Below are 26,685 nucleotides of genomic sequence, written 5' to 3'. Positions count from 1 at the left end.
CCGCGCCGCACCATGCGCCGTTTGACGTACATGGCGCTCAGTCGATGGCGATGCCACGCTCGGCGAAATAGGCAGCGACGGGCGCCAGCACCGCTTCGTGCTTGCGCCAGCGCGCGACCGAGTCGCGATAGATCGGGCGGCGGACCTGCGCGGCGCTGGGCGTGGAGACCGCCCCGCCCTGCGCATGGAAGTCGAGGCAGCGATCGGACCAGCCGAGCCCGCAATGCGCGAGCAGACGACGGGTCGCGTCTTCCTGGTCGGCGACAATGTCCTCGTAGCGCAGGTCCAGGATGCGCCCGGGCAGCGCCGCGCGCCATAGGGTCATCAGCCGCTCGAACCCGGCCACGTACGCGGCGATGTCGAGCAGGTCGTAGCTATAGTCGTAATAGCGCGAGCTGATCGCGAACAGGTTGCGGAAATTGGCCAGCACCGTGTCCATCGGATTGCGGCGCAGGCAGACGATCGCGGCATTCGGCAGCCCGCGGGCGGCGATGCCGGCATAGTGGAAATTGCCGGGAAATTTGTCGACGAAGCGTCGGTCGGGCAGCCGCCGATGATGCGCGGCGCGCGCCAGATAGTCGCGGCCGATCGCGCCGAGATCGGTGCCTGCCGCAGCGCGCAGCGTCGCGGGGTCGAGGACCGTGCGGCTGCGTGTGCCCGAGGCGGCCTTTACCGCCAGCGGCAAGGCCTGGAGCTCGCCGACGCTCTCGACCGCCGGATGCGCGGCGAGGATTCGGTCGACCAGCGTCGTGCCGGTGCGCGGCATGCCGATGATTAGGATCGGCGCCTCGGCGGGTGCGTCGGTGACCGGCGCGGCGGCGAAGGCCGGCCAGCTTCCCGCCACCGCATCGACGATCGCCGCATCGCGCGCCGGATCATAGCCGAGTGCGGCGCGATGTTCGGCGTTGACCTCCAGCAGGCAAGCCAGCGCCGCGTCACCACGCCCGATATCCTCCAGCTCCGTGGCGAGCGCATAGCCGGTGAGCAGCCGGTCCGGCCCGCGCGCGCGCTGCTTGGCCGCTTGCAGCCGGTCGACATGGTTGCGCTCGGGCCCCTGCTTGCGCAGCCCGGCAAGCAGATGGTGGGCGCGGGCATCGTCCGGACTGCGCGCGAGCAGCGTTTCCAGCACCGCCTCGGCGTCATCGACGCGTCCGAGAAAACTCAGCGTCGCCGCATGGTTGTAGAGGAACTGGTCGTTCTCCGGCGCCAGCGCCACCGCCACCTCAAAGTGCGGCAGCGCCGCCTCGTGATCCCCGAGCCGGGCGTAAACGCAGCCGATCGTATCGCGCGACAGCGCATCGGTAGGCGGGTCCGCCTCCGCCGCCGCGAGCTGCGCCGCCGCGTCGCCGTCGCGCCGCACCAGCGTGTAGAGCCGGGCGAGCTGCGCGTGATATTCGCCGCGCGGCGCCTGCCCCACCACCGCCTCGATCTGCCGGATCGCTTCGCCGATCCGCCCCTGCTCCGCCGCGATCACGCCCAGCAGGAAGGCCCCCTCGGCGGAGGGCAGCGCCGCAGTGGCCAGCCGTGCAGCCGTCTCGAAATCCCCCTGCGCCAGCGCCGCCCGCGCCGCCCGCGCCGCCGCCGCGCTCATCCGGCGAGCGTCGCCACGGCGATCGCCGTCGCCGAGGCGCGGTTCTCGACGCCCATTTTCTGGAAGATCTGCTCGAGATGCTTGTTCACCGTGCGCGGGCTGATCTCCAGGATTTCGCTGATCTCGCGATTCTGCTTGCCGCGGCTGAGCCACACCAGCACCTCCGCCTCGCGCGAGGTAAGGCCGTGGCGCTCGGCGAGGATGCGTTCGGCATCGCCCTCGCGCTTCTCGGTGAGGCGGAACAGCCATTCGCGGGCACTGGTCTGGCGCAGGAAGCTGCACTGGAGCGTGCTGTCGCCAATCTGCAGCGTTGCCTGCGCACCCGGTGGCACTGCCGGATCCTGCAGCCGCCGCACGATCACGGCGAGTTCGTCGGGCAGGTCCAGCGCACGCGGCGACCAGTCGGGGAACAGTCGCTCGATCGTCTCGGCGGCGAGCGGGGTCAGCCAGCCGGTCTGACCCTCGCCGTCCACCGCGAACGATGGCCGCCCGGCGGTGTCGAGCGCCAGCTGGCTGCTCTGCGCGATCCGGGCATTGGCAAGATGCACCGATACGCGCGCCAGCAGCTCGTCCACCACGATCGGCTTGTGGACATAATCCACCGCCCCGGCATCGAGCCCACGCACGACATGCTCGCTCTCGGTCAGCCCGGTCATGAAGATCACGGGCACATGGCGGAAGCGGCCGTCCTGCTTGATCCGCCGGGTGGTGCTGAACCCGTCGAGCCCGGGCATCACCGCGTCCATCAGGATCAGGTCGGGCGTGCCATGCTCCAGCAGCTCCAGCGCGGCGAGCCCGTCGACTGCGATCAGCACCGTCATCCCCGCCTGCTCCAGCGTCGCGGTGAGGAAGCGGAGCGATTCGGGGGTGTCGTCCACCACCAGGATCGTGGCGCCGGGATCGCTAGCCGACATCGTCGAGCGTCCTTGCCAGCCCGCGCAGATCGAACGCCTCCAATTGCGGCCGCAGCCGCGCGACGAGATCGGCGCTTTCGGGAACGTCCCTCTTCAAGCTCACGAGTGTCGTTTCGATTCCACGGACATGCCCGAGCTTCATAAAGCGGCGCAGCGCATCGAGATAGGGCGCCGCCGACTCAGGCAGTGCCATCGGTGGACGGGACGGCGCGGCTGCCGCCTCGGCATCCTCGACGATCCAGTCGAGCCCCAGCTGCCGCGCGATCATGTCGAGCAGCGCGTCGAGATCGACCGGCTTGGTGAGGAAGGCATCGTGTGCGCGTCGGCCGTCGCGGCCGGCATGGAATTCATGCGCGTTGGCCGAGACCATCACGATGCGCAGCCCCGACCCGAAGCGAGCGCGCAGTTGGTCGGCGATGTCCCAGCCGCTGGTGCCCGGCATCTGGATGTCGAGCAGCACGAGATCGGGCGAACAATGCTCGGCGAGCGCGAGCCCGGCAGCGCCGCCGCTCGCCTCGAACACCGAAAAGCCCAGCGGCCGCAGCAGATGGTTGACCACGGTGGTCTGGGCCGGGCTGTCGTCGATCACCAGGATCGTCTTTTGCGGGCCCTTATAGCCGGTGACCCGGCGATAGGCGGCGGCCCCCGCGGGCGCTTCGATCGGTTCGGGTAGGAGCAGGCGGAGAAGGAAGCTGCTGCCCTTACCCAGCTCGCTCGTCACCGTGACTTCGCCGCCCAGGATCCGCGCCAACACGCGGGTGATGGCGAGCCCGAGCCCGATGCCCGGCTGCATCACGGTATCGGGCTCGCGGCCCCGCTCGAAGGGCTCGAAGATCCGCTCCAGATCCTCGGCCGGGATACCGGGGCCGGTGTCGCGCACCTCGATGGCGGCGCTCTGGCTGCGGTAGCGCACGGTCAGCGTCGCGCCGCCCTTCTCCGTATATTTGATCGCGTTCGACAGCAGGTTGATCAGGATCTGCCGCAGCCGTTTTTCGTCGGTGCGGACATAGGCGGGCAGCCGGCCCTCGACGACATAGTCGAGCGACAGCCCCTTGGCCGAGGCCTGGACGCGGAACATCTCCACCACCTGGTCGAGCAACGCGGGCAGCCGCACCAGTTCCTGCCGCACCTGGAGCACGCCGCTTTCGACGCGCGAGATGTCGAGCAGGCCTTCGACCAGGTTGGTGAGATGCTCGGCCGAGCGGCGGATCACCCCCCCCGCCTCGCGGGGCGGAATCGAGTCGCCGCGTTCGAGCAACTGCGCATAGCCATAGATGGCGTTGAGCGGCGAGCGGATCTCGTGGCTGACCGCCACCAGATAGCGCGTCTTGGCGGCGTTGGCGGCCTCGGCGGTTTCCTTGGCCTTGGCCAGCGCGGCTTCTGTCTCCTGGTGCGCGGCGATCTCGGCGCAGAGCCGCTCGGTCTGCGCGCGATTCGCGTCCTCGGCGGCACGATGGCCCTCGCGCGCCTTCAGGAACAGCCGGGCGAAGGTCGCGGCAATGGCGAGCGCGAGCCCCAGGCAGATCGTCCCAAGAATGCGCGCCATCGCCATGTCGGTTCAGCCCCTTCGCCTGCAAGGACGCGCGGCGGCAGCGCCCCGAAACCGAGGCTCGCCAGTGCCTGAATGACGCATTGCAGCATCACGATTTGGGGTGACACATGCCATATGACATGCCTATAAGTCGTATTACTGGATTGAGCAAACGTAATATCGGATGCGACCGTCCGGCGGCTGAAATTCGCGCTTTCTCGCGCTGCGAAGATGGGGGTCGATCATGACAAAATGGGTTTCCAAGGCGCGGATCGCGGTAGCGGCGGTGGCGATGCTGGCGACGGCGTCGTGCGGCGGTAGCGGCACTGCACCCAAGGCGCGGACCGAGTTCAACATTGGCTGGTCGATCTATGCGGGCTGGATGCCCTGGCCCTATGCCGAACAAGCCGGCATCGTGAAGAAATGGGCCGACAAATACGGCGTGAAAATCCACTTCACCCAGGTCAACGATTACGTCGAGTCGGTGAACCAGTTCAACGCCGGCAAGCTCGACGGCGTGACCGTCACCAACATGGACGCGCTCACCATACCCGCTGCGGGGGGCAAAGATACCAGCGCGATCATTCTGGGCGATTATTCCAACGGCAATGACGGCATCGTGCTCAAGAACGCCAAGAGCCTCGCCGACATCAAGGGCCGCACCGTCTATCTCGTCGAGCTCTCCGTCTCGCACTATCTGCTCGCGCGTGGGCTCTCCACGGTGGGTCTCCAGCTCTCCGACGTGAAGACGGTCAACACCTCGGACGCGGACATCGTCGGCGCCTTCGCCAACCCGGCCGCCACCGCCGTCGTCACCTGGAACCCGCAGCTGACCGAAGTCGCCAAGCTGCCGGGTGCCACCAAGGTGTTCGATTCGAGCCAGGTCCCCGCCGAGATCCTCGACCTGCTCGCCGTCGACACCGCGACGCTCAAGGCCAACCCCAATTTGGGCAAGGCGCTGGCGGGCATCTGGTACGAAACGATCCAGCTGATGCAGAAGAAGGATGCCGCCGGCGCCGCCGCCCGCGCGGCGATGGCCAAGCTCGCCGGCGCCACCCCGCAGGCGTTCGATGCACAGCTCACCACCACGCACCTCTACGGCACGCCGCAGGATGCCGTCGTAGCCGTGAAGTCCCCCGCGATCGGCGCGACCATGGTGAAGGTGCGCGACTTCAGCTTCTCCAAGGGCTTGTTCGGTCAGGGCGCCAAGTCCGCCGATGCGATCGGCATTTCGGTGCCGGGCAAGACGATCGGCGACGCGAACAACGTCAAGCTGCGCTTCGACCCGACCTATATGGAGCTGGCCGCGGCCGGCAAACTCTGAGGTCGGACCCCATATGCGCTGGGTGAACATCCGTCCCCGCCGCCGCACCGGCTGGTTGCTGGGGAGCCTGCCGCTGCTGCTGGTGGCGATCGTCTACCTCTTCGCCTCGGCAGCGCGGCACGCCGAGAACCCCTCGGACAAGCTGCTGCCGACGCCCGGCGCGATGGTCGAGGCGATGCACAGCTTGCTTGCCCAGGCCGATCCCTTGAGCGGCCGGCTGCTCTTCTGGGCGGACACGCTGGCCAGCCTCGAGCGGCTGGGGCTCGCGCTCGGCATCTGCGCGCTGTCGGCGCTGCTCGTCGGCATGGTGCTGGGCGTGCTGCCCGCCGCCCGCGCCACCTTCGGCGCTTTCGTCACCACGATCGCGGTGATCCCGCCGATCGCTTTGCTGCCGATCCTGTTCATCGTCTTTGGGCTGGGCGACACCGCCAAGGTCGCGCTGATCGTGATCGGCGTCACCCCCTTCCTGATCCGCGACCTCGCCGACCACATCACCGCCATTCCCCAGGAGCAGCTGATCAAGGCGCAAACGCTCGGCGCCAGCAGCTGGCAGCTGGCCCTCCGCGTTGCCCTGCCCCAGGCGCTGCCCCGGCTGATCGCGGGCATCCGCCTCTCGCTCGGACCGGCCTGGGTCTACCTGATCTCGGCCGAGGCGATCGCGTCGGACATCGGGCTCGGCTACCGGATCTTCCTCGTCCGCCGCTATCTCTCGATGGACATCATCATCCCCTATGTCGCCTGGATCTCGATCCTCGCCATCCTGATGGACGTGGCGCTGGCCCAGCTGAGCAAGCGCGCCTTTGCCTGGGCGCATGGAGCCGGCCGATGAGCGCGCTCCTATCCTTCCAGAATGTCTGGCTCGAATATGGCGACAAGGTCGTGCTGGAGCGGGTCGAGCTCGACATCGCCGAGCGCAGCTTCGTCTCGATCGTGGGCCCCTCCGGAGCGGGCAAGAGCAGCTTCCTGCGGCTGGCACTCGGCCAGGAACGCCCGACCCGCGGCAAGATCCTGCTCGACGGCACGCTGCTTCCCGGCGAATGCGGTCCCGATCGCGGCGTGGTGTTCCAGCGCTATTCGGTGTTCCCGCATTTGACCGCGCTCCGGAACGTGATGTTCGAGCGCGAATGCGTGGCCGCACCGCTCACCGCCCGGCTGTTCGGTGCCGCCCGCCGCCGCGCCCGCGACGAGGCCGCCGCGATGCTCGCCGAGGTGGGGCTGGGCGACGCGCTCGACCTCTACCCCGCCCAGCTCTCCGGCGGCATGCAGCAGCGGCTCGCCATCGCCCAGGCGCTGATCGCGCGGCCGCGCGTGCTGCTGCTCGACGAGCCGTTCGGCGCGCTCGATCCCGGCATCCGCCAGGACATGCACCGGCTGATCCTCAAGCTGTGGGAGGAGCACGCACTCACCGTGCTGATGGTCACCCACGACATTTCCGAGGCGTTCAACCTCGGCACCCGCGTGCTCACCTTCGACAAGCGCCGCATCGATCCGCACGCCCCGCACCGCTACGGCGCTACCGCCGTCTATGACCTCCACCTCACCCGCAAGCGGCGCGAGGCGATCGTCGAGGCGCAGCAGGAAGTATTACGATTGACAGAATCAGTAATAACCGGGAAAGAGGAATCATTGTGAAGGAACCCTCCTCCTCCCTCGCCCGGCTCAGCATGAGCCTGCCAGCCGAACTCTTCCGCCAGCTCGATGAAATGGTGGAAGACCGCGGGCTCCCCTCGCGCTCGCAGCTGATCGCCGAGCTGATCCGCGACGAGCTCGCCGAGCAGAGCGCCGCCTCGCGTCCCGAGGAGATGCTCGCGGGCACGATCACGCTCGTCTACCGCGCCGATCTCGGCCGCGTGCGCCACCAGCTGGCGCAGACCCAGGCCGAGTATCTGAAGGAGGTCATCTCCTCGCAGCACGTCTTTTTAGAGGACGATCAGTCGCTCGAGGTGCTGCTGGTCCAGGGGCCGGCGCGCCGGCTGCGCGACCTGTGCGACGCGCTGCGCAAGGTGCGCGGCGTGCAGCAGCTGCGCCTCTTCACCACCACCGCGCTGCTGCCCCCGCTCCACGAGCAGGACGAGGCGGGGGCCCCCGAAGGGAGCAAGGCGGCATGAGCATTCTCGCCGACCCCAATGCCGCGCGCGACCATGCGCGTGCGATGGCCGGCACCGTCGTCGAGGCGATGCCGATCCTGCCGCCCAAGGCGGACGATCTGCCTGCGGGCGTATCGGCCGACGATCTGGTCTGGGAAGAGACGGTCGCCGCAGGCGGCTATGCCAGCCGGGTATTGTCGCGCGGCACTCGGCTGCGGCTGATCGACCTGCAGGGCGATGCCTGCGCCTCGCTCCAGCTGTTCAACGCCGCGATGCCGACCGAGCGGCTCAACGTCGCGGACACGGTGAAGGTACAGTGGAACGCCTATCTCGGCGAGGGCAGCCTGTTTCTCTCGGATATGGGCCGCGTGCTCGCCAGCATCGAGCGCGACGACGCCGCCACGCACGACGCGTTCTGTGGCGCCTCCAACGCCGCGTCGAACGCGCGCCGCTACGGGGACGGCAGCAATTCCGGCCCCTACCCCAACGCCCGCGACCGGCTGCTGCTCGGCGCCGCCAAGCACGGCCTTGCTCGCCGCGACGTGCATCCGTGCGTGAACCTGTTCAAGGGCGTCCGCATCGCCGCCGACGGCAGCACCGAACCGCAGCTCGGGCCGTTCGCGCCCCGCCGCTCGCTGGTGCTGCGCGCCGAGATGGACCTGATCGTCGTGCTCGCCAACTGCCCGCACGTGCTCGATCCGCGCCCCTGGACCGTCACCCCGCTGCGCGCCACCGCCTGGCGCTGCCCGGTAACGGCCGAGGACGATCCGATCCGCAACGCGACGCCCGAGCGGCAGCGCGCCTTCCTCAACACCGAAGACTGGGCCCGCCGCTGATGGAACAGGATATGGCGCTTGCCGGCCTCACCGGCCGGGTGATCCATGACGAGATCGTTCCCGCCCGCGCCCCCTGGCTGCACCGGGTAAAGGCGGGCGAGACGCTCCGCGTCGTCGACCTCGAAGGCAACCAGGCCGTCGATTTCCTACTCTACGCCACCCACGACGATGCCGAGCGCTACAGCGCGCAGGACACGATCGCGGCGCACGCCAATATCTTCCTGCGCACCGGCAGCGTGCTCCGCTCGAACGAGGGCCGGCCGATGATGACGATCACCGCGACGGCGGTCGAGTATCACGACACGATCGGCGGCGCCTGTTCGTGCGAGTCCAACACGCTGCGCTACGGCCACCACACCAAGGCGCAGCACGCCTGTGTCGACAATTTCCTCGAAGCCAATCTGCGCGACGGCCGGGGCAAGCGCGACATCGTGTCGAACGTGAACTTCTTCATGAACGTGCCGGTCGAGGCCGATGGTGCATTGGGCATCGTCGACGGCATCTCCGCGCCCGGCCTGACCGTGGATCTTCGCGCAGAAATGGATGTGACCGTGGTCGTTTCGAATTGCCCGCAGATCAACAATCCCTGCAACGGCTTCAATCCCACCCCCGTCCGCATGATCGTCACCGCATGAGCGGCGTGCGCACCGTCCTGATCGCCAATCGCGGGGCGATCGCCTGCCGGATCATCCGCACGCTCAAGACAATGGGCATCCGCTCGGTCGCGGTGTTCTCCGATGCCGACGAGGCCTCGCGCCACGTGGCGCTTGCCGACGTTGCGGTGCGGATCGGCCCCGGCCCGGCGGCGGAAAGCTATCTCGACGTCGCCCGCATTCTCGCGGCCGCCAAGGAAACCGGCGCCGACGCGATCCACCCCGGCTATGGCTTCCTCTCCGAGAATGCCGCTTTTGCCGAGGCTTGCGAGGCCGCCGGCATCGCCTTCATCGGCCCGACCCCGAACAGCATCCGCGCCTTCGGCCTCAAGCACAGCGCCCGCGCGCTCGCCGAGGCGGAGAACGTCCCCCTCGCCCCCGGAACTGGCCTGCTCGACAGCGTCGAGGCCGCGCTCGAAGCGGCGGAGCGGATCGGCTATCCGGTGATGCTCAAGGCGACCGCCGGCGGCGGCGGCATCGGCATGCGCGTGTGCAACGATGCCCAGGCGGTGCGCGACGGCTATGCCGCGGTGGCGCGGCTGGGCGCGGGCAATTTCGGCGATGCCGGGCTGTTCCTCGAACGCTTCGTGCCGCGCGCCCGTCATGTCGAGGTGCAGATCTTCGGTGACGGCCAGGGCCGCGTCGTGGCGCTCGGCGAGCGCGACTGCTCGCTCCAGCGCCGCAACCAGAAGGTCGTCGAGGAAGCCCCCGCCCCGCACCTGCCCGAACGCGTCCGTGCGGCGTTGATCGAGGCGGCGGTGCGGCTGGGCCAGGCGGCCAACTATCGCTCCGCCGGCACGGTCGAGTTCCTCTACGATCCGGCGCGCGAGGACTGGTTCTTCCTCGAAGTGAACACGCGGCTGCAGGTCGAGCACGGCGTCACCGAGGAAGTGACCGGCGTCGATCTGGTCGAGTGGATGGTCCGCGTCGCAGGCGGCGACTACAGCTTCCTCGACACCCCCGTCCCCGCCCCCAAGGGCTGGTCGATCCAGGCGCGGCTCTATGCCGAGGATCCAGCGGTCGACTTCCGCCCCGCCTCCGGCACGCTCACCGACGTCGTCTTCCCCGAAGGCGTCCGCGTCGAGAGTTGGGTGGAATCGGGCAGCGTGGTTTCGTCCTTCTACGATCCGATGCTCGCCAAGCTGATCGTGCACGGCGAGGACCGCGAATCCGCCGTCGCGGCGATGCAGGCGGCGCTCGACCGCACCCGCTTCGCCGGCATCGAGACCAATATCCGCTGGCTGCGCGACGTGGCCCGCAGCGAAGATTTCGTGACGGGCGACGTCTCCACCCGCTCGCTGGAAAGCGTCGTCCACCGTCCGCAGAGCATCGTCGTCCGTTCGGCCGGCACCGCGACCAGCGTGCAGGATTATCCCGGCCGCGTCGGCCTTTGGGACATCGGCGTGCCGCCCTCGGGGCCGATGGACGCGCGCGCCTTCCGCCTCGGCAACATGCTGCTCGGCAACGACAGCACCGCGCCCGGGCTGGAGATGACCGCGACGGGCCCGACGCTCCAGTTCAACGCCGCGACCCGCATCGTCCTCACCGGCGCCGACTTCGCCGCGACGCTCGACGGCAAGCCGGTCGAGCGCAACAAGCCCCTCGCCATCGCCGAGGGCCAGACGCTGGCGCTGGGTCGCGTCACCGGCGGCGGCATGCGCGGCTATATCCTGTTCGCCGGCGGGCTCGACGTGCCGAGCTATCTCGGCAGCGCCAGCACCTTCGATCTTGGCGAATTTGGCGGCCATGGCGGGCGCGTGCTCCGCGTCGGCGATACGCTGCACCTCACCGATCATGCCCCCGCCGTGATCCCCGGCCCCCGCGCGATCAAGCAGGAGCAGCTCGGCCCGGATTGGACGATCCGCGTCCTCTACGGCCCGCACGGCGCCCCCGACTTCTTCGCGCCCGAGGACGTCGACACGATCCTCTCCGCCGAGTGGAAAGTCCATTACAACAGCAACCGCACCGGCGTGCGGCTGGTCGGCCCCAAGCCGCACTGGGCGCGCAAGGATGGCGGCGAGGCGGGGCTCCACCCGTCCAACATCCACGATAACCCTTACGCGATCGGCGCGCTGGACTTCACCGGCGACATGCCGATCATCCTGGGGCCGGACGGTCCCTCGCTCGGCGGCTTCGTCTGCCCGTTCGTGGTAATCGCGGCGGACCTGTGGAAGGTCGGCCAGCTCGCGCCGGGCGACCGCATCCAGTTCGAGCAGGTCAGCCTCGACGAAGCCGATGCCGCAGCAGCAGCCGAAGCAGCGTTGATCGAAGGCCGCGCCGCCACCGCGACCAGCCCCGCCAAGGGCGGCGGACGCGACGCGATCTTGGTCGACCTGCCCGCCAAGGGTCGCCGCCCGCGCGTGCTGTTCCGCCGCCAGGGCGATCGCAACCTGCTGATCGAATATGGCCCGATCACGCTCGACCTCGAGCTGCGTCTGCGCGTCCATGCCGCCACGACCGCGCTTGCCGAACTCGCGCTGCCGGGCATCCTCGACATCGTGCCGGGCATTCGCTCCTTTCAGGTGCATATCGACGGTATCCGCCTGAAGGAGGCGGCGCTGATCGAGCGGCTGGTGCAGATCGAGAACGAACTCGGCGACCTCGAGGATTTCGTCATCCCTTCGCGCATCGTCCACCTGCCGCTCAGCTGGAACGACCCCGCGATCCACGAGACGATCCAGCGCTACATGCGCGTGGTCCGCGACGATGCGCCCTGGTGCCCGGACAATATCGAGTTCATCCGCCGCGCCAATGGGCTGGAAAGTGCCGAGGAGGTCCACCGGATCATCTTCGACGCCAGCTACCTCGTCTACGGCCTGGGCGACGTGTATCTCGGCGCGCCGGTCGCCACCCCGATCGACCCGCGCCACCGGCTGGTCACCACCAAGTACAACCCGGCCCGCACCTGGACGCCGCCCAACGTGGTCGGCATCGGCGGGGCCTATATGTGCATCTATGGCATGGAGGGACCGGGCGGCTACCAGCTGTTCGGGCGCACCATCCAGGTGTGGAACACGTACCGCCAGACCGGCGCCTTCGCCGAGGGCAAGCCCTGGCTGCTCCGCTTCTTCGACCAGATCCGCTTCTTCCCCGTCAGCCATGAAGAGCTGACCGAATGGCGCCGCGACTTCCCGCTAGGGCGGCGCGAGATCAAGATCGAGGAAACCGAGTTCCGGCTCTCCGACTATCGCGAATTTCTCGCCGAGAACGCGCGCTCGATCGCCGCGTTCGAGAAGCAGCGCAACGCCGCCTTCGCAGCCGAGCGCGCCGACTGGGAACGCAAGGGCGAGTTCGACCGCGTCGCCAGCCTCACCGAAACCGCCGACGACAGCGCCGATGAAGCGGTGACGGTGCCGGAGGGCGCCGAGCTGGTCGAAGCGCCGTTCGGCGGCAGCGTGTGGAAGCTGCTCAAGGAAGTCGGCGACCCGATCGATGCGGGCGAGACCATCGCCGTGCTCGAAGCGATGAAGATGGAGTTCCCGGTCACCAGCCCGGCAGCGGGCACGGTGGCGGCGCTCTATGTCGCCGAACGCCAGACCGTCACCCCGGGCTCGCCGGTGCTGGCGCTGGTGCGGGCATGACGGCGCTCGACCGGCTCTCGGTGGCGGCCATCGCCGCCGAGGTGCAAGCGGGGCGCCGAAGCGCGGTCGCGGTGATCGAGGACGTGCTGGCGCGGCTCGACGCATACGATGCGATCCAGCCGGCGGTGTGGATCTCCCGGTTCGAGCCCGATGCGCTGCGTGCGATGGCCGCTGCCGTGGATGCGCGCGTGGGTGCGGGCGAGACGTTGCCGCTGGCCGGCGTGCCCTTCGCGGCGAAGGACAATATCGACCTCGCGGGCCTCGCCACCACCGCTGCATGCCCTGCCTTCGCCTATCAGCCGGAGGCATCCGCCACGGTAGTCGCAAAGCTGGCGGCGGCAGGCGCCATCCCGGTGGGCAAGGCCAATCTCGACCAGTTCGCCACCGGCCTCAACGGCACGCGCAGCCCCTATGGTATCCCGCGCAACGCCTATAACCGCGCCTGGGTAAGCGGCGGCTCCAGCTCGGGCTCGGCCGTAACGGTCGCCGCCGGGCTGGTCGCCTTCGCGCTGGGGACCGACACCGCCGGCTCCGGCCGTGTGCCGGCCGCATTCAACCATCTTGTCGGGCTCAAGCCCAGCAAGGGCCGCTGGAGCAGCACGGGCCTCGTCCCCGCCTGCCGCACGCTCGATTGCATCACCGTCTTCGCGGGAACGACCAAGGATGCCGCACTGGTCGACACCATCGCCGCCGGGTTCGATGCGGCGGAGTCGCTCTCTCGCGCGCTGCCGGACGTGCCCCGCGCCCGCCGACGCATTGGCGTACCGCGCGCCGAGCAATGCCGCTGGTTCGGCGACATCGAATCCGAGTTCCTCTACCGCCAGGCGCTGGCCGGCCTCGACGCCGAGCTGGTCGAGATCGACCTTGCCCCGCTAGATGAAACCGCCCGCCTTCTCTATGACGGCCCCTGGGTCGCCGAGCGCACCGCCGCATTGCAGGCCCTGCTGCTCGACAACCCGGAAGCCATCCATCCAGTGGTGCGCGAGATCGTCGAGGGCGGCTTCGGCTATAGCGCGATCGACGCGTTCAACGGCACCTATCGCCTCGCCGAGCTTGCCCGAATCACGGCGGCGATGTGGGACCAGGTCGACCTGCTCGCCCTTCCCACCGCTCCGACCAGCTACCGCGTCGCGGAGATGCTCGCCGAGCCGATCAGGCTCAACGCAAGCCTCGGCGCCTATACCAATTTTGTGAACCTGCTCGACATGGCGGCGATTGCCGTGCCGACCGGCACGTACGCCAGCGGCGTCGGCTTCGGCGTGACGCTGATGGGCCCCGCAGGCACCGATCGCGCGCTGCTCGACGCGGCCAACACGCTTTTCCCCGCGCCGGCATCCCCGCCGCCGCTGGACCTGGAGGGACGGATGGAAACGGTGAAGCTCGCGGTCGTAGGCGCCCATCTCGAAGGGATGCCGCTCCACTGGCAGCTGACCTCGCGCGAGGCGAAGTTCGTCGAGGCGACCACGACAGCCCCCACCTACAAGCTCTATGCCATGGCCGAGAGCGTGCCGCCCAAGCCCGCGCTGGTTTATAGCGAAGAAGGCGGCGCCGCGATCGCGCTGGAAGTGTACGAGCTCGACATGGCCGCGTTCGGCAGCTTCGTGGCGGAAGTACCGCCGCCACTCGCGATCGGCACCGTGACGCTGGCGGACGGCAGCATGGTCAAAGGCTTCGTCGCCGAACCGCGCGCGATGACGGGCGCCGAGGACATCACCGCGCTCGGCGGCTGGCGCGCCTATATCGCGCGGGGCTGAGCGGCCTCAGTCGTTCGGCCGCGCGGGCACGGGGTGGACGATGAAGTCCGAGTGCCGGTCGATCGCCGGCACCGGTCCCAGCTTCTCCACCGCGGCGCGGAGTTCCTCGATCGCAGCGGGGGCCAGCGGCAACGGATGCTCGTCGGCATGCACCGGCGCTTCCATGGGATAGTCCTTCCCCGGCGTGGTCGTCATCTCGATATGCGCGCCGAGCAGGGCCCGGATCGGGTGCGTCTTCGCGAACGCCGCCAGCCGCTCGGCACTCGCGCGGAAATCGTCGAAATGGTTGAGCGGCACATACAGCCGCCCCGGATAGAGCATGTCGCCCGAGAACAGCAGCCGCGTCCGCGCATCATAGGCCATGATGTGCGCCGGCTGGTGCCCCGGGGTCGCCAGCACTTCGAGCACCCGCCCGCCCAAGTCGAACCGCGCCACGTCGCGCGGCCAGTCGGCAAAGTGGAAGAAGGCTGCCACCTCGGCAGGCTTTAGGCCGACGACATCGGTGTTCTGCCGGTCACGGAACTCGTCGTCGCCCGCATGATGGTCGCCATGGCTGTGTGAGTGTGCAACGATCAGGCGGATCGGCCGCCCGCCACGCCTGGCCTGCCAATCGGCGATCAATCGGTCCACCGTTGGCCGGATCTTGAGTCCGCCCGCACCGGTATCGAGCAGCAGCACGCGGTCGCGGCCGAAGATCAGATACAGGAACGGGGCTTCAAAGTTGGTCTTTACCGATTGGCGGATCACGAAGGTGTCGCGATCGATCGCCTGCACCTGCGTCTCCGGCTCGCGCGCCGCCGTGCCGTTGATCCAGGGCGCGAACGCCAGCGGCTTCGCGTCCGCCGCGCCGAGCAGCAGGGAAGCGCCGAGCGCGAGCGAAAAACAGCGTTGAGTCCGGTTCATGCCAGCCATGCTGGGCCACCGTCCGGCACTCGACAAGCCGCCAAATCCCCCGCTACGTCAAACGACTTACGGCGTGCAGCGCCCGTTTCGGTCATCTTCCCGGCATCGGAATCACGGGCGAGGACCGGGCGCAATCATGGATGCAGCTGTACCGACCAACTTCGAACCAACCGGCGTGCAGGGCGGCCCGGTCAAGCGCTTCATCTTCACCTGGTTCCAGCCCGCGGTCCTCCTCGCGATGGTACTGTTCTGGACCCTGGCGCCGGATTCGATCGCCAAGGCCTCGGTCGCGGTCGGCATCGGCATCGTCTTCAAGCTCTGCCTGCTCGGCATGGAGCGGATCAGCGAGCGCCATCGCCACTGGCGGCTGACCTGGAAAGAGCTCGCCAGCGACCTCTTCTATGTCGGCATGAGCTACACGCTGATCAAATATGCCGGCAAGCATTTTGGCGACGACGCGATCATCGATGCGATCAAGCATTATTTCCATTTCAAGACCGCCTGGGCCGCGCAGATCCCGATCCTGTTCCAGGCGCTCGCAATCCTGCTGATCTTCGATTTCGGCCAGTACTGGATGCACCGCGGCATGCACAACTGGGCACCCTTGTGGCTCACCCATGCGCCACACCACCACATCACCCAGCTCAACGCGCTGAAGGGCTCCGTGGGCAATCCGATCGAGCTGTTCCTGATCGGCCTCAGCCTGGGCGGCTTCTTCGACTTCCTGCCGCGCGCCGCGCTGCTCGCCGGGGGCATCGGCATGGCGATCGGCGCCTATACCCACGCCAATATCCGCTTCAACACGCCGCGCTGGTGGTCCTTCCTGTTTAACACGGTCGAGCATCACAGTCTGCACCACTCGCCCGATTACGACAGCAGCCGGACCAACTACGCCAACACCTTCATCTTCATCGACCGCATCTTCGGCACCTGCCGGGATTCCGAAGCCGCCCATGTCGGTCTGGACGATTGCCGCCGGCTGGGGATCCGCGAGCAGATGGTCTACCCGTTCCGGCCGGTGGTCGGCTGGGTGAAGCAGTTGCGTGCGCCACGCCTGCCCGAAGCGGTGGCTGCCGAATGAGCTGGCTGCGCGCGATCGACTGGATCTGGCACGTCCGCGGCACGCTGGCGCTGCCCGCCCGCCCGGCCTCCTTCCATGCGCTGGAGCCGGTGTTCGAGGAGCGCGGCACCACGCTGGAGCGTGGCCTCGACACGCTGGTGTTCCACAAGGACAATCCGGACTCGCAGGACAAGCTCGCCTCCTTCGAGCACGGCACCCTCCAGTTCGTCGAGACCGACGCCGGCGCGGCGCTGCGCTACGACCTGACCAGCCATCCGCTGCTCTGGTGCTTCATCGCGCCCGCGCCCTTTGCGGCGCTGGCCTATGCCGCGCAGCCGATGCGCATCCCCGGCTATGTCTTCGCCGGTATCTTCGCGGCACTGTACCTCGCCGGTCGCATCATCGAGCAGCGCGACGCGCACAAGCTGTTCCGCAATCGCCTGCTAGGAGCCGACACCGCCGAAACGGTGCCGGCCTGACCGAGCGCGTCAGGGTCGCTGAAAGGTCCAGCGGCCGCTATCGCTCGCGGGATCGAACGGCATCAGCGCCGGGGTGCTCCGTCCGATCGCGACCAGCGCCTTGGGATGCTTGGCGTCGGCCTGCGCATTGGGCTGGATGCGGTAGCTGCCGTCGGTCAGCTGGTCGATCCGCCAGAGCTGCTCGGCCGCACCGGTGAAGGCGGGCACCGCCTGCACGGTGCCTTCGGGACCCACGGCCAAGGCGCGCTCGGTGCCGGCGATCAGGATCTTGTAATAGGGCGCGCCGAACGCCCCGCCCGCGCCTTCCGCCGGCGCGATAGCCCAGAGCTGGTGCGCGCGCATCATGTAATCGCCCAGGTCCACCTCGATCGCGCCCTCGGGCCAGCTGATGCGGTTCTCGGCGAGCGTCTGGTTCGGGATCGGCCCGGTCGGGTCGCCGGGCTTGGCGAAGAAGCTGCGGCGGACGTCGAACGGCATGCGGACGAAATCGACCGCGAGCTCCAGCGCCCCGCCGCCGCGCTCGGACTGGATCTCGTAGGTGCCGGCGGGGAGGTTCTCGCCCGCCACCGGCCAGCCGTCCTTCCACAGCAGCGGCATAATGCCGAGCACGCTGCGCCCGCCGCGATCGAGGTCGGCCTCATAATGCATCGAGAATTTCTCGACGCCGTCGCCCAGGTCGAGCAGCCCGAAATGCCCGGGCCCGTACTGCCGCCCGCGCCCCGCCACGACCAGCTTGCCGCCGCCCTTGAGCAGCGGCACGCCGATATTATCGACGAAGGGCCCGGTTGGGCTGCGCGACCGGCCGACGCGGATATTGTACGAGGAGTTGGGCCCGTCGCAGCAGGTGCCATGGGTGCCGAGCAGATAATACCAGCCGTCGCGGTACATCAGCGCGGTGGCTTCCATGTCGATCGCGACATCGACCGGGTGGCTGCCCGGCATCTTGTCGCCGGTCTTGGGGTCGAGCTCGAGCATGCGGATATAGCCATAATAGGTGCCGTAGCTCAGCCACAGCCGCCCCTCGGCCAGCAGGAAGGCAGGGTCGATCGCATCGGCCGGCTCCAGCCCGTTGGTCGAGGCGACGATGCCGACATCGTGAAAGCCGAAATCGGGCGACTTGGGGTCGAGCGATCTGGTCCACATCACCTTGACGTTGCTGGCGTGCCCCCCGTTCATGCCGCCGCCGCCCACCGCATAGGCGATGTAGAAGCGGTCGCCGATCTTGATCACGTCGGGCGCGACGCCGCCGCCGGGCCGCTCGCCGCCGCTGGCCCAGGTCCAGCCATCCTCGGAGACGAGCCCGCCCCCGCGCGTGCCGAAGGTCCACCAGCGGCCGTCGGAATAGGTGATGGTCGACGGATCGTGGATGAACGGCTCCCCCGCAAGCTGGGCGGAGGCGGCCTGGGGCTGCGCGAGCAGGAACAGCGCGGCGAGCGCGGGGCTTGCGAACTTCATGGCGTTCCTCACTTCACGTCGATCGTGATGTCGCGGATCGGCTTGCCGGCCTCGTCGACCAAGCGGGCGCAGAAATCGCTGAGGCCGGGGCCGTTGATCACCGCGCCGCGCAGCACGTTACGGCCCTTGCGCAGCGTGATCGGGCGCGAAACCACGTCGTCCATCACCATCCGCCGATCGCCATAGAGCCCGGCGACTTCGCTGCCGTTCAGCCACCAGCGCGAGGCAGAATTGGACCCCATTGCCAGGTGCACGCCGCGCATCTCGCGCGGGGCGTTAATCACCGTCACCGCCCAGAAGATCACGCCATAGGTCGGCTTGCCGAGCCCTTGCGCGAGGTAGAAGAGCTTCACGTCGAACAGGCTGGAATCCAGCGCGTGCCAGCGCAGGCCACCGGCGGGCGCTTCCCCGTCGCGCGGCAAGCCTGCGAACTTGCCCGGATAGGTGGCGGGCGCGATCGCTGCGCGGACATAGCTGGGGGTGAAGCCGGTGTTGGTGCGGTTGGGCTTTACCACCGGTTCGAGCAGCAGCCAGCGCCGGATAAAGCCATCGGCATCAGGCGCGATCGGATCGGCGGACGCCGGCGTGAAGTACGGCGCAAGGCCGGTAGGCGGCGGCAGCTTCTCTTCCACCATGCCGGCGGTCTGCGCGTGCAGCGCTGCCGGTTCGGTCAACGCCAATGCCAGCGCGCACCATTGCGCAGCCGAACGGGGCCTGCCCATCGCCAATGTCTCCTCTCCGCCACGACTCGAACCGGCCGCCGTTGTTATCGGTAACAACATGGCTAGGCGGGGCTGCACTGCGCCGTCAACTGGCGAAACGATTGCCTTGCGCGCAACAGGCAACTCTGAAGAACTTCCGCTCGGCTTTCCAATGCTAAAGCGATGTTATGCAAGATACCGACAATGCGGCATCGCTGCTTGATTTTCTCCGACCAAACCGTCCTAATGTATGCGCTAACATCCAAGGCTTCCGGCCCAAGACGCTGGCGGCACTTAGGGGAGGAACCGTCGTGAAGATCACGTATGCCGCCATCGCCGCGGCCATGTTCGCCGTGCACCCCGTCCACGCCCAGACCGCGCCGGCGGCATCGGCGCAAGCCGCGCCGGTGCCGATCGCCGAGGACTTCAAACCTTCGACGCTCAACCAGCCCGGCCAGCAATATCCGCAGGTCAATTCGCAGGGCTATGTCCGATTCCGCGTCATGGCGCCCGAGGCCACCGCCGTGAAGGTGAGCCTCGGACTGGGCGGTCGCGGCGGAACCACGCTCGCCAAGGCGGCGGACGGCAGCTGGACCGGCACCACCGAGGGCCCGCTCGACGAAGGCTTCCATTATTATCACCTGACGATCGACGGCGGCACGTTCAACGATCCGGGCACACTCAACTTCTACGGTTCCACCCGCTGGGAAAGCGGCATCGAGATCCCCGCGCGCGACGCCGATTTCTATGCGCTGAAGGACGTGCCGCACGGCCGGGTCGAGCAGATCCTGTTCCCCTCCCCCAGCAGTGGCACCCAGCGCCGCGCCTTCGTCTACACACCGCCCGGCTATGAGAAGAACGCCGGCACCCGCTACCCGGTGCTTTACCTCCAGCATGGCTGGGGCGAGGACGAGACCGCGTGGAGCAACCAGGGCCACGCCAATCTGATCCTCGACAACCTGCTCGCCGCCGGCAAGGCGCGGCCGTTCCTGATCGTGATGACCTACGGCATGACCAACGACGTGCGGCCAGGCCAGCCGGGCGGGCTCGCCAGCTTCGACATCAAGCCGTTCCAGACCGTACTGCTGGGCGAGCTGGTTCCCTATGTCGACGCGCACTACCGCACGCTCGCCGACCAGAAGCACCGGGCGATGGCGGGCCTGTCGATGGGCGGGTTCGAGACCAAGCTGATCGCGCTCAAGAACCTCGATCGCTTCGCCTATATCGGCCTGCTGAGCGGCGGCACCATTGCGCTGGAGGATGTGAACACCACCCCGGGCTATCGCGACAAGGTGAAGCTAAGCTTCGTCAGTTTCGGCAGCCGCGAAATCGAGGGCGGTCGCTCGGGCCCGCCGGGCGGTCCCAAGGTTGACCCGCGCGCCAATGCCGCGGCGATCAAGGCGGCGGGCATACCCAGCGCCTTCTATGTCTCGCCGGACACCGGCCATGAGTTTCTGACCTGGCGCCGCAGTCTGCACGAAATGGCCCCGTCGCTGTTCCGCGACTGAACGATTTCGCCCCCGCTACGCTAGAAAACCGATTGCGCGCGTAATTCGCTGCAAATATGCGCAGGCAGACGATGCTGTCGCGGAGGCAACCGCGGGAGTGTGCCGGGCAAAACAGGGGCGGAGCAGGGTGCGGAGCGCGAAGCGGCAGGATCTATACGTCGCACGCAACCGCGGGTGCGGTGCCGCTGCCCTCGCGCTCCTGCTCGCCTGGACCGATACCGCGTTCGCACAGGAGGCGTCCCCGCCTTCGCTCAGCTTCCAGGCCGCGCTCGCCCGGCTCGGCAAGGCCTCGCCGGGGCTTAGCGGCGAAGACCACGCCGTCCGCGCCAGCGAGGACATCGCCGCCGCCACCCGCACACTGCGCCGCCCGGTGGTTACCGCCTCGGCCAGCGTGATCGAATATCAGAAGACGCTGTCGGTCGACCTTTCCGAACCCAAGGCCGATGCGCTGAGCGCGACCAACGGCTTCCTCGATCAGCTGGGCGGCCAGTTCTCCGGCGAGAGCGCGCAGATCGTGGCGCAGGTGACGCAGCGGATCGGCGCGGCCCTGCCCCGGCTGTTCGGCGCGATTCCCAACACGCTGGAGTTCCAGACCCGCGACACCGTGTTCCGCCCGGCGGTCACCGCGGCGATGCCGCTCTATACCGGCGGTGCGATTCCGGCAGTGCAGAGGGGCGCCGATGCGGCGGTGGGCATCGCCCGCGCCAAGCAGGCCGGCGGGCAAGACCTGTCGCGGGTCAATCTGGTGCGTGCCTATTTCGGCCAGAAGGTCGCCGCGCAACTCACTGTCTCCACCCGCGAGCAGCTCGACGCCTTTGACCGCCATCTCTCCGATGCGCGCAAGCTGGAGGCGGAAGGCGTGCTCGCCCATGCCCGGGTCCTGGAGGTGGAAGTCGCGCGTAACACCGCCCAGCGCGCGCATGAACATGCCCGCAGCGAGGAGGCGATCGCCACCGATACGCTGGCGCGGCTGCTCGACCAGCCGCTAGGCGTGACTGCATCGACCCCGTTGTTCGTCCATTCCGAGCCGCTGCCGCCGCTCCAGCGCTTTCTCGACGGCATCGACCAGTCGCCGCGCGCGCAGGGCGCCGATGCAGTAAAGAGCGCCGCGCAGGCCGGGGTCGACCTCGCCAAGTCGCGCTACCGCCCCCAGGCCTTCGCCTTCGGTAGCTACAACGCCAACCGCAACAACGCGCTGCCGACCGAACCCGACTGGATCGCCGGCGTCTCGATGCGCATGACGCTGCTCTCCAACATCGATCGGCAGAAGACGCTCTCCGCCGCGCGCGAGAACCAAGCCGCCGCCGCCGACGCCGCCGCCCAGGCCCGCCGCGACGTCGCTGGCGAGATCGTCCGCGCCTGGAACATCGCCGAGGCGGCGCGGCGGTCCTTCCTGCTGCTCGATGCCAACCTCGCTGCCGCGCAGGAGAATCTGCGCGTGCAGCAGCTCTCCTTCCGCGAGGGCGAGGTCGCCTCGTCGGCGCTGATCGATGCCGAAGCGGCGCTGTCGACGGTGCGCACGCAGCGGCTTGCCGCCGCCTATGAATATGACCTGGGGCTGATGGCGCTGCTCGCCGCCAGCCACCGCGTCGACGACTATAGCGACTTCATGGCGCGTGCCGATCGGCACGTGGAGAACCAGCAATGACCGACGAGACCGTGGCCCCACCGCGCCGCAAGCCGCCCATCCTCGCGATCCTGCTGGGCATCGCGGTGCTGGTGCTGATCGTCGGCGGGCTGTGGCTCGCCAACCGCCCCGCGCCCGAGCAGCTGCAGGGGATGGTCGATGCCGACGAGGTCAACGTCGCCACCAAGGCGCTCGCCCGCGTCGAGACGCTGGTGGCGGAGGATGGCCAGCGGGTCCGTGCGGGCGCGCTGCTCGCTACGCTGTCGAGCCCCGAGATCGCCGGCGGCAAGGCGCAAGCGCAAGGTGCGGTGGATGCCGCCCGCGCGATCGCCTCGGAAACCAACGAGGGCGCGCGGCAAGAGGATATCGCCTCGCTGCGTTCCACCTGGCAGGCGGCGCAGGCCGCGGCCGATCTCGCCGCGGTGACCAGCCGGCGCACCGCGAACCTCTATGCGCAGGGCGTCGTCGCGGCGCAGCGGCGGGACGAGGCGGCAGCCGCGCGCGATGCGAGTGCCAAACAGGCCGAAGCCGCGCGACAACAGTACCTCAAGGCGCTCGCCGGCGCCCGCCCGCAGAACAAGCAGGCCGCCAACGCGCAGGTCCGCATCGCCGAGGCCGCGCTTCAGACCGCCACCGCGCTCGGCCGCGAGACGCAGCTCGTCTCGCCGATCGACGGCGAAGTGTCGCGCAAGCTGGTGCAGCCGGGCGAAGTCGTCAGCCCAGTGATCCCCGCCTATCAGGTGCTCGACATCGACCATGCCTGGGTGGAGCTGACCGTGCGCGAGGATCGCTTCAAGGGCATCGCGATCGGCAAGCGATTGCACGGTCACATTCCCGCGCTCGGCCACGACGGCGATTTCGCGGTCTACCAGATCGCCCCGCGCGGCGATTTCGCGACGTGGCGCGCAACGCGGCAGGCCTCGGGCTATGACGTCCGCGCCTTCGAAGTGAAGCTGCGGCCGGCCGCGGCGATCCCGGGCCTGCGCCCGGGCATGAGCGTACTGTTCGACTGGCCGCAATGAGCGCCTTCGGCCACGCCTTGCGGGCGGAGCTGCGCCACCTGGCGCGCGACCGCTGGGACCTGGCCGGGCTGACGCTGATCCCCGCGCTGCTGCTGTTCCTGATCGGCACTATGTTCTGGCAGGGATCGATGCGGCGGCTACCGATCGTGGTGGTCGATGACGATCGCAGCTCGGCGAGCCGCACCATCCTCCGCGCGATCGATGCGGCGCCGCTGGTGCACATCATCGCGATGCGCGCCACCGAGGCGGAGGCGGTGGAAGAGGTCCGCCGCGGGCATGCCAATGGCTTCGTCCACCTGCCCAGGAATCTCGGCGCGGGGCTCGCCCGCCACCGCACTCCAGTGATCCGCATCCTCTACAATGCCAGCTTCCTCTCCTCGGGCTCGCAGGCGGCGAGCGGTGCGGCGAGCGCGGTGCAGGCCGCCGCCGCCTCGCTGGTGGTCAACCAGCTTTCCGGCCATGCCCTGCCGCCCGACCCAACGCGGCGCTTCGCCGTCGAGGCGGTTCCACTCAACAACCCCGCGTCGAGCTTCGAGTGGTTCCTCAGCACGCTGATCTATCCGGCAGTGCTGCATCTGATTGCAGCAGTCACCTCCGCCATGGCGCTGGGCCGCGACCTGGAAGGGCGTTCGCTCGGCGCCTGGGTCGCGCGCAACGGCGCGATCGTGCCCGCGCTGTTCGGCAAGCTGCTGCCCTATGTCGCGGCCGCGAGTCTGTGGGGCGTCGCCTGGCTGCTGTTCGTCACGCTGGGTCGCGGCTGGCGCGTAGAGGGCAGCATCGCTGCGATCGTCGCAGGGCAGACGCTTTTCTATCTCGGCACCGCCGCGATCTCCGCGCTGCTGGTCGCGGCGACCCGCGAGACCGCCACGGCGCTGTCGGTCTGCGCGGTCTATGCCGGGTCGGCGCTGGCCTATGCGGGGGCCACCCTGCCGCTCAACGGCGGCAGCGGCTTTGCGCGCTTCTGGAGCCAGGTGCTCCCCCTCACCCATTATCTCGCGCTCCAGACCGGCCAGCTGGGCGGACAGGATCTCGCCACCATCGTGCCGCCGATGCTGGCGCTGCTCGCCTATGTGCTGGTGCCGGGCGTGCTCGCCTGGGTACTGATCCGGCGGCAGGCGCGATGAGCTTCGCCGCGGCCTTCCGTGCCACCTGGGCGACGGTGCTGACCTCGCGCACCCTGCTGAGCACCATGCTGCTCGCGGTGGTGCTCTACGCCTTCTACTATCCAGCTCCCTACAGTCAGGAAGTGGCACAGCAGCTGCCCGTGGTGCTGGTCGACGAGGATGCCAGCGCGCTCAGCCGCGAACTGGTCCGCAACCTCGAGGCGACCCGCGCGGTAACCGTGGTCGATCACGCCCCGAGCGTCGCAGAGGCGCAGGCGCGGCTGCGCGCGGGCAAGGCCGACGGGGTGGTGTTGATCGCCCGCGGCTTGCAGCGTCAGCTGCGCACCGGCGCACCGGGGGCCGGGATCGCGGTGTGGGTCAATGCCTCGTACCTTTTGCGCGCCAGCACGATCGGCGAGGCGGTAACGGAGGTGCTGCGCGATCTCGCCGTCGAGAAGCTCGATGTGCTGGGGCAGGTCGTGCGCACCGGCCCGCCCGTCACCGTCGTGCGCGAGCCGATGTTCAACCCTACCGCGGGCTATAAGGGCTATGTCTTCCCCGCCGTCGCGATCGTCATCATCCAGCAGACCCTGCTGTTCGGCGTCGCCACCCTCCTCGGCGGACGGCGCCGCGAGGGCCGCTGGCGGATGGGGCATGGCGAATATGCCGGCACCTGGGCGGCGTTCACTTCCGTAGGGCTGCTGACCTGCCTGTTCCTGTTCGGCTTCATCTTCTGGGTGCAGGGCATCCCGCGCGACGAGAATGTCGCGGGCATGCTGCTCAGCGCGCCGCTGCTCGCCGCCTCGGTCGCCGGACTGGGGCTGTGGCTCGGCAGCTATTTCGACCGCTCGGAACGGGCGATGGTGATCCTCGCGCCCACCTCCGCGCCCTTCTTCTTCCTGTCCGGCACCGCCTGGCCGCTCGACCAGATGCCGGGCTTCGTCCGCGCGCTGGCGCAACTGATCCCCTCGACCAGCGGCGTGCACGTGTTCGTGCCGCTCAACCAGATGCACGCCAGCCTCGCCGACGTGGCGCCGGGGGTGCTCACGCTGCTCGCCCTCACGCTCCTCTATGGCGGGCTTGGCTGGTGGCGGATCGCAGGGCCGCGTCAGAAGCGGAAGCTGACCCAGCCGGCGACGAAGTCCGAGCTCGCATAGCCCGCCTTGGTGAGCGCGGGCCCGGCGGCGAGGTGCTCGTAGCGCCCGGTGAGCGACAGCCGCGGGGTCAGCGCCCAAACCGCCTGCACCCGCGCGACATCGGCGGTCCGGGAGTCGCGCACATTCTGCGTCCCCGCGAAGGGCTGGCCGTTGGCGCGATACACCGCGTCGTGGACATTGGCGCGCCAAGCCCGCTGATATTCCAGGTTCAACCGCAGCTTGGAGGTAGGCGACAGGTTCAGCGTAGGCGCCAGCGCCAGCAGGTTGCTGGGGGTGAGGAACAGGCCGTAGCTGTAATAGATGTTGTTGCCGAACGGCGCATAGGCATTGCGCAGCTTGCCGTCGCCATAGCCGCCCCCGCCGCTGGCATAATCGGCGTGGAAGCCGATCCGCGGTGCGCGCTTGCCGCTGCCCAACCGGACATTCTGCGCGAAGAAGCCATGCCAGGCGTCGATCTGCTGATCGCGATAATATCCCCATTGATGGTTTACCGACCAGTCGATCGTCACCGGCCCCGCCTCGCCCCAAAGATGCGTGCCCAGATAGAAGCGCGTGCCCGGGCCGATACGACCGCCCCAAGCGCCTACATTGTTGCGGCGACGCCAGAAGAAGGGATCGAAATAGAGCTTGGCACCGCCCACCCAGGCCTTGGGCACGACGAAGCCGAGGCTCACGCCCGAGAAGCGGCGCGCCGGATCGGTCACGTCATCCTCGGTGCCGAGATCGCCATATTGGGTGGGTTTCAGGTCGAACACGTCGACCCGCACCGTCTTGCCGCGCGCCCAGCCGCGAAAGCCATTGAGGGTATAGCGGATCGTGTTGTTGTCGCGCTGCGAAACCAGCAGGTTGGGCCCGTCGGTGAACTCCTGCCGACCATAGCGCGCGCCGACATCGATACCGGCCACTTCGCCCTTGGCTTCGACGAACAGCTGCTGCACCGCCACATCATTGCGCAGCGTCGCGGCCGGTGCGCCGAGCTCGACGCCGCTGATGCCGCCATGCGCGATCTCGCCATAGACGCGGAGATGCTCGCCTATATGCACGTCCGCGCCGCCGACCAGCCGGACGATGTCCTGCCGCTGTGCGCGGCTGTCGCGCAGATTGGGGTTGGTGGTGTGGTTCGTCCGGAGCCGCGCTTCGCCCGAGAGCGTGACATAGACGTCGCCGCTGGGGGTGAGCTTGATGCATTTCAGCGCATCGATCGGATCATCGCGCTTGGCGGGATCGCACAGCTTGCGCCAATCCTCCGCCCAGCGGGAAAGGTTGTAGCCGCCATTGGTGGCGCCGTCTCCCGAGGCAGCGGCCGGGTAGCCGGCGGTTTCGACGACCTGCGCGGCGGCAGGCATGCTCAGGGCGAGCGCCGAGGTGGCGCCCAGGACGCGGGTTACGCTACGCATGG

The 26,685-nt window shown here is 68.6% G+C and carries 22 protein-coding genes; 15 read left to right on the top strand and 7 right to left on the bottom strand.

Annotated elements, in window-relative coordinates; all coding sequences use genetic code 11:
• Positions 1–37: 37 nt before the first annotated feature.
• The 3 genes from RT655_RS12860 to RT655_RS12850 are packed head-to-tail and all read right to left on the bottom strand — an operon-like array spanning position 38 to position 4,057.
• Entirely contained in the window at positions 38–1,591 is a 1,554-nt protein-coding gene (locus RT655_RS12860; RefSeq protein ID WP_313537383.1) for a sulfotransferase, read from the bottom strand.
• A complete protein-coding gene (locus RT655_RS12855) occupies positions 1,588–2,505 on the bottom strand; it encodes a DNA-binding response regulator (protein WP_313537380.1) in 918 nt (305 codons plus the stop codon). The genes RT655_RS12860 and RT655_RS12855 overlap by 4 nt, the downstream gene beginning before the upstream one ends.
• The gene (locus RT655_RS12850) at positions 2,495–4,057 is read right to left on the bottom strand and encodes an ATP-binding protein (protein ID WP_313537377.1); all 1,563 of its coding nucleotides are present in this window, start codon (positions 4,055–4,057) and stop codon (positions 2,495–2,497) included. Before RT655_RS12850 ends, RT655_RS12855 begins: the two co-directional genes overlap by 11 nt.
• 223 nt (positions 4,058–4,280) lie before the next feature.
• On the opposite strand from RT655_RS12850, the gene RT655_RS12845 reads away from it, so the two are divergent.
• The 8 genes from RT655_RS12845 to atzF are packed head-to-tail and all read left to right on the top strand — an operon-like array spanning position 4,281 to position 14,271.
• The gene (locus tag RT655_RS12845; protein WP_313537374.1) at positions 4,281–5,360 is read left to right on the top strand and encodes a putative urea ABC transporter substrate-binding protein; all 1,080 of its coding nucleotides are present in this window, start codon (positions 4,281–4,283) and stop codon (positions 5,358–5,360) included.
• 13 nt (positions 5,361–5,373) lie between these two features.
• Positions 5,374–6,189, top strand: a complete 816-nt coding sequence (locus RT655_RS12840) for an ABC transporter permease (protein WP_313537371.1) — start codon at positions 5,374–5,376, stop codon at positions 6,187–6,189.
• A complete protein-coding gene (locus tag RT655_RS12835) occupies positions 6,186–6,992 on the top strand; it encodes an ATP-binding cassette domain-containing protein (RefSeq protein ID WP_313537368.1) in 807 nt (268 codons plus the stop codon). Before RT655_RS12840 ends, RT655_RS12835 begins: the two co-directional genes overlap by 4 nt.
• Before the next feature lie 32 nt (positions 6,993–7,024).
• Complete coding sequence (locus RT655_RS12830) at positions 7,025–7,468, top strand: CopG family ribbon-helix-helix protein (protein ID WP_409530277.1); 444 nt, start codon at positions 7,025–7,027, stop codon at positions 7,466–7,468.
• Positions 7,465–8,283: an urea amidolyase associated protein UAAP1 gene (locus RT655_RS12825; protein ID WP_313537362.1), complete on the top strand. Its 819-nt coding sequence runs from the start codon at positions 7,465–7,467 to the stop codon at positions 8,281–8,283. Before RT655_RS12830 ends, RT655_RS12825 begins: the two co-directional genes overlap by 4 nt.
• Positions 8,283–8,918 carry an urea amidolyase associated protein UAAP2 gene (locus RT655_RS12820; protein ID WP_313537360.1) on the top strand — a complete coding sequence of 212 codons (636 nt, stop codon included), beginning with the start codon at positions 8,283–8,285 and terminating at the stop codon, positions 8,916–8,918. The genes RT655_RS12825 and RT655_RS12820 overlap by 1 nt, the downstream gene beginning before the upstream one ends.
• The gene (gene uca / locus RT655_RS12815; protein WP_313537357.1) at positions 8,915–12,517 is read left to right on the top strand and encodes an urea carboxylase; all 3,603 of its coding nucleotides are present in this window, start codon (positions 8,915–8,917) and stop codon (positions 12,515–12,517) included. The genes RT655_RS12820 and uca overlap by 4 nt, the downstream gene beginning before the upstream one ends.
• Positions 12,514–14,271: an allophanate hydrolase gene (gene atzF, locus RT655_RS12810; RefSeq protein WP_313537354.1), complete on the top strand. Its 1,758-nt coding sequence runs from the start codon at positions 12,514–12,516 to the stop codon at positions 14,269–14,271. Before uca ends, atzF begins: the two co-directional genes overlap by 4 nt.
• A 6-nt stretch (positions 14,272–14,277) precedes the next feature.
• Here atzF and RT655_RS12805 read toward each other — a convergent pair whose 3' ends face one another.
• Entirely contained in the window at positions 14,278–15,174 is an 897-nt protein-coding gene (locus RT655_RS12805; protein WP_409530272.1) for an MBL fold metallo-hydrolase, read from the bottom strand.
• Positions 15,175–15,310: 136 nt separating this feature from the next.
• Between RT655_RS12805 and RT655_RS12800 the strand changes: the two genes are divergently transcribed.
• Both RT655_RS12800 and RT655_RS12795 read left to right on the top strand, forming a co-directional pair.
• Entirely contained in the window at positions 15,311–16,255 is a 945-nt protein-coding gene (locus RT655_RS12800; RefSeq protein ID WP_313537348.1) for a sterol desaturase family protein, read from the top strand.
• Positions 16,252–16,713, top strand: coding sequence for a hypothetical protein (locus RT655_RS12795; RefSeq protein ID WP_313537345.1), 462 nt, complete (start codon positions 16,252–16,254; stop codon positions 16,711–16,713). The genes RT655_RS12800 and RT655_RS12795 overlap by 4 nt, the downstream gene beginning before the upstream one ends.
• A 9-nt stretch (positions 16,714–16,722) precedes the next feature.
• On the opposite strand, the gene RT655_RS12790 is transcribed toward RT655_RS12795, so the two are convergent.
• The gene (locus RT655_RS12790; RefSeq protein ID WP_313537335.1) at positions 16,723–18,168 is read right to left on the bottom strand and encodes a family 43 glycosylhydrolase; all 1,446 of its coding nucleotides are present in this window, start codon (positions 18,166–18,168) and stop codon (positions 16,723–16,725) included.
• 8 nt (positions 18,169–18,176) lie between these two features.
• Entirely contained in the window at positions 18,177–18,890 is a 714-nt protein-coding gene (locus tag RT655_RS12785; RefSeq protein ID WP_313537333.1) for an acetylxylan esterase, read from the bottom strand.
• A 290-nt stretch (positions 18,891–19,180) separates the two neighbouring features.
• On the opposite strand from RT655_RS12785, the gene RT655_RS12780 reads away from it, so the two are divergent.
• From RT655_RS12780 to RT655_RS12760, 5 genes are all read left to right on the top strand, one after another.
• Positions 19,181–20,377, top strand: coding sequence for an alpha/beta hydrolase (locus RT655_RS12780; protein ID WP_313537331.1), 1,197 nt, complete (start codon positions 19,181–19,183; stop codon positions 20,375–20,377).
• Between the two features lie 127 nt (positions 20,378–20,504).
• The gene (locus RT655_RS12775) at positions 20,505–22,025 is read left to right on the top strand and encodes a TolC family protein (protein ID WP_313537328.1); all 1,521 of its coding nucleotides are present in this window, start codon (positions 20,505–20,507) and stop codon (positions 22,023–22,025) included.
• A complete protein-coding gene (locus tag RT655_RS12770) occupies positions 22,022–23,026 on the top strand; it encodes an efflux RND transporter periplasmic adaptor subunit (RefSeq protein ID WP_313537326.1) in 1,005 nt (334 codons plus the stop codon). Before RT655_RS12775 ends, RT655_RS12770 begins: the two co-directional genes overlap by 4 nt.
• Positions 23,023–24,150: an ABC transporter permease gene (locus RT655_RS12765; protein ID WP_313537323.1), complete on the top strand. Its 1,128-nt coding sequence runs from the start codon at positions 23,023–23,025 to the stop codon at positions 24,148–24,150. Before RT655_RS12770 ends, RT655_RS12765 begins: the two co-directional genes overlap by 4 nt.
• The gene (locus RT655_RS12760) at positions 24,147–25,286 is read left to right on the top strand and encodes an ABC transporter permease (RefSeq protein ID WP_313537320.1); all 1,140 of its coding nucleotides are present in this window, start codon (positions 24,147–24,149) and stop codon (positions 25,284–25,286) included. Before RT655_RS12765 ends, RT655_RS12760 begins: the two co-directional genes overlap by 4 nt.
• Here the strand turns inward: RT655_RS12760 and RT655_RS12755 are convergent.
• Positions 25,238–26,683, bottom strand: coding sequence for an alginate export family protein (locus tag RT655_RS12755; protein WP_313537317.1), 1,446 nt, complete (start codon positions 26,681–26,683; stop codon positions 25,238–25,240). The two genes, RT655_RS12760 and RT655_RS12755, sit on opposite strands and share 49 nt — an antisense overlap.
• Between the last annotated feature and the right edge of the window lie 2 nt (positions 26,684–26,685).

Origin of the sequence: Sphingomonas sp., assembly GCF_032114135.1 — a bacterium.
Taxonomy (GTDB): Bacteria; Pseudomonadota; Alphaproteobacteria; order Sphingomonadales; family Sphingomonadaceae; genus Sphingomonas.
This window is presented reverse-complemented; position numbering and strand designations above follow the sequence as displayed.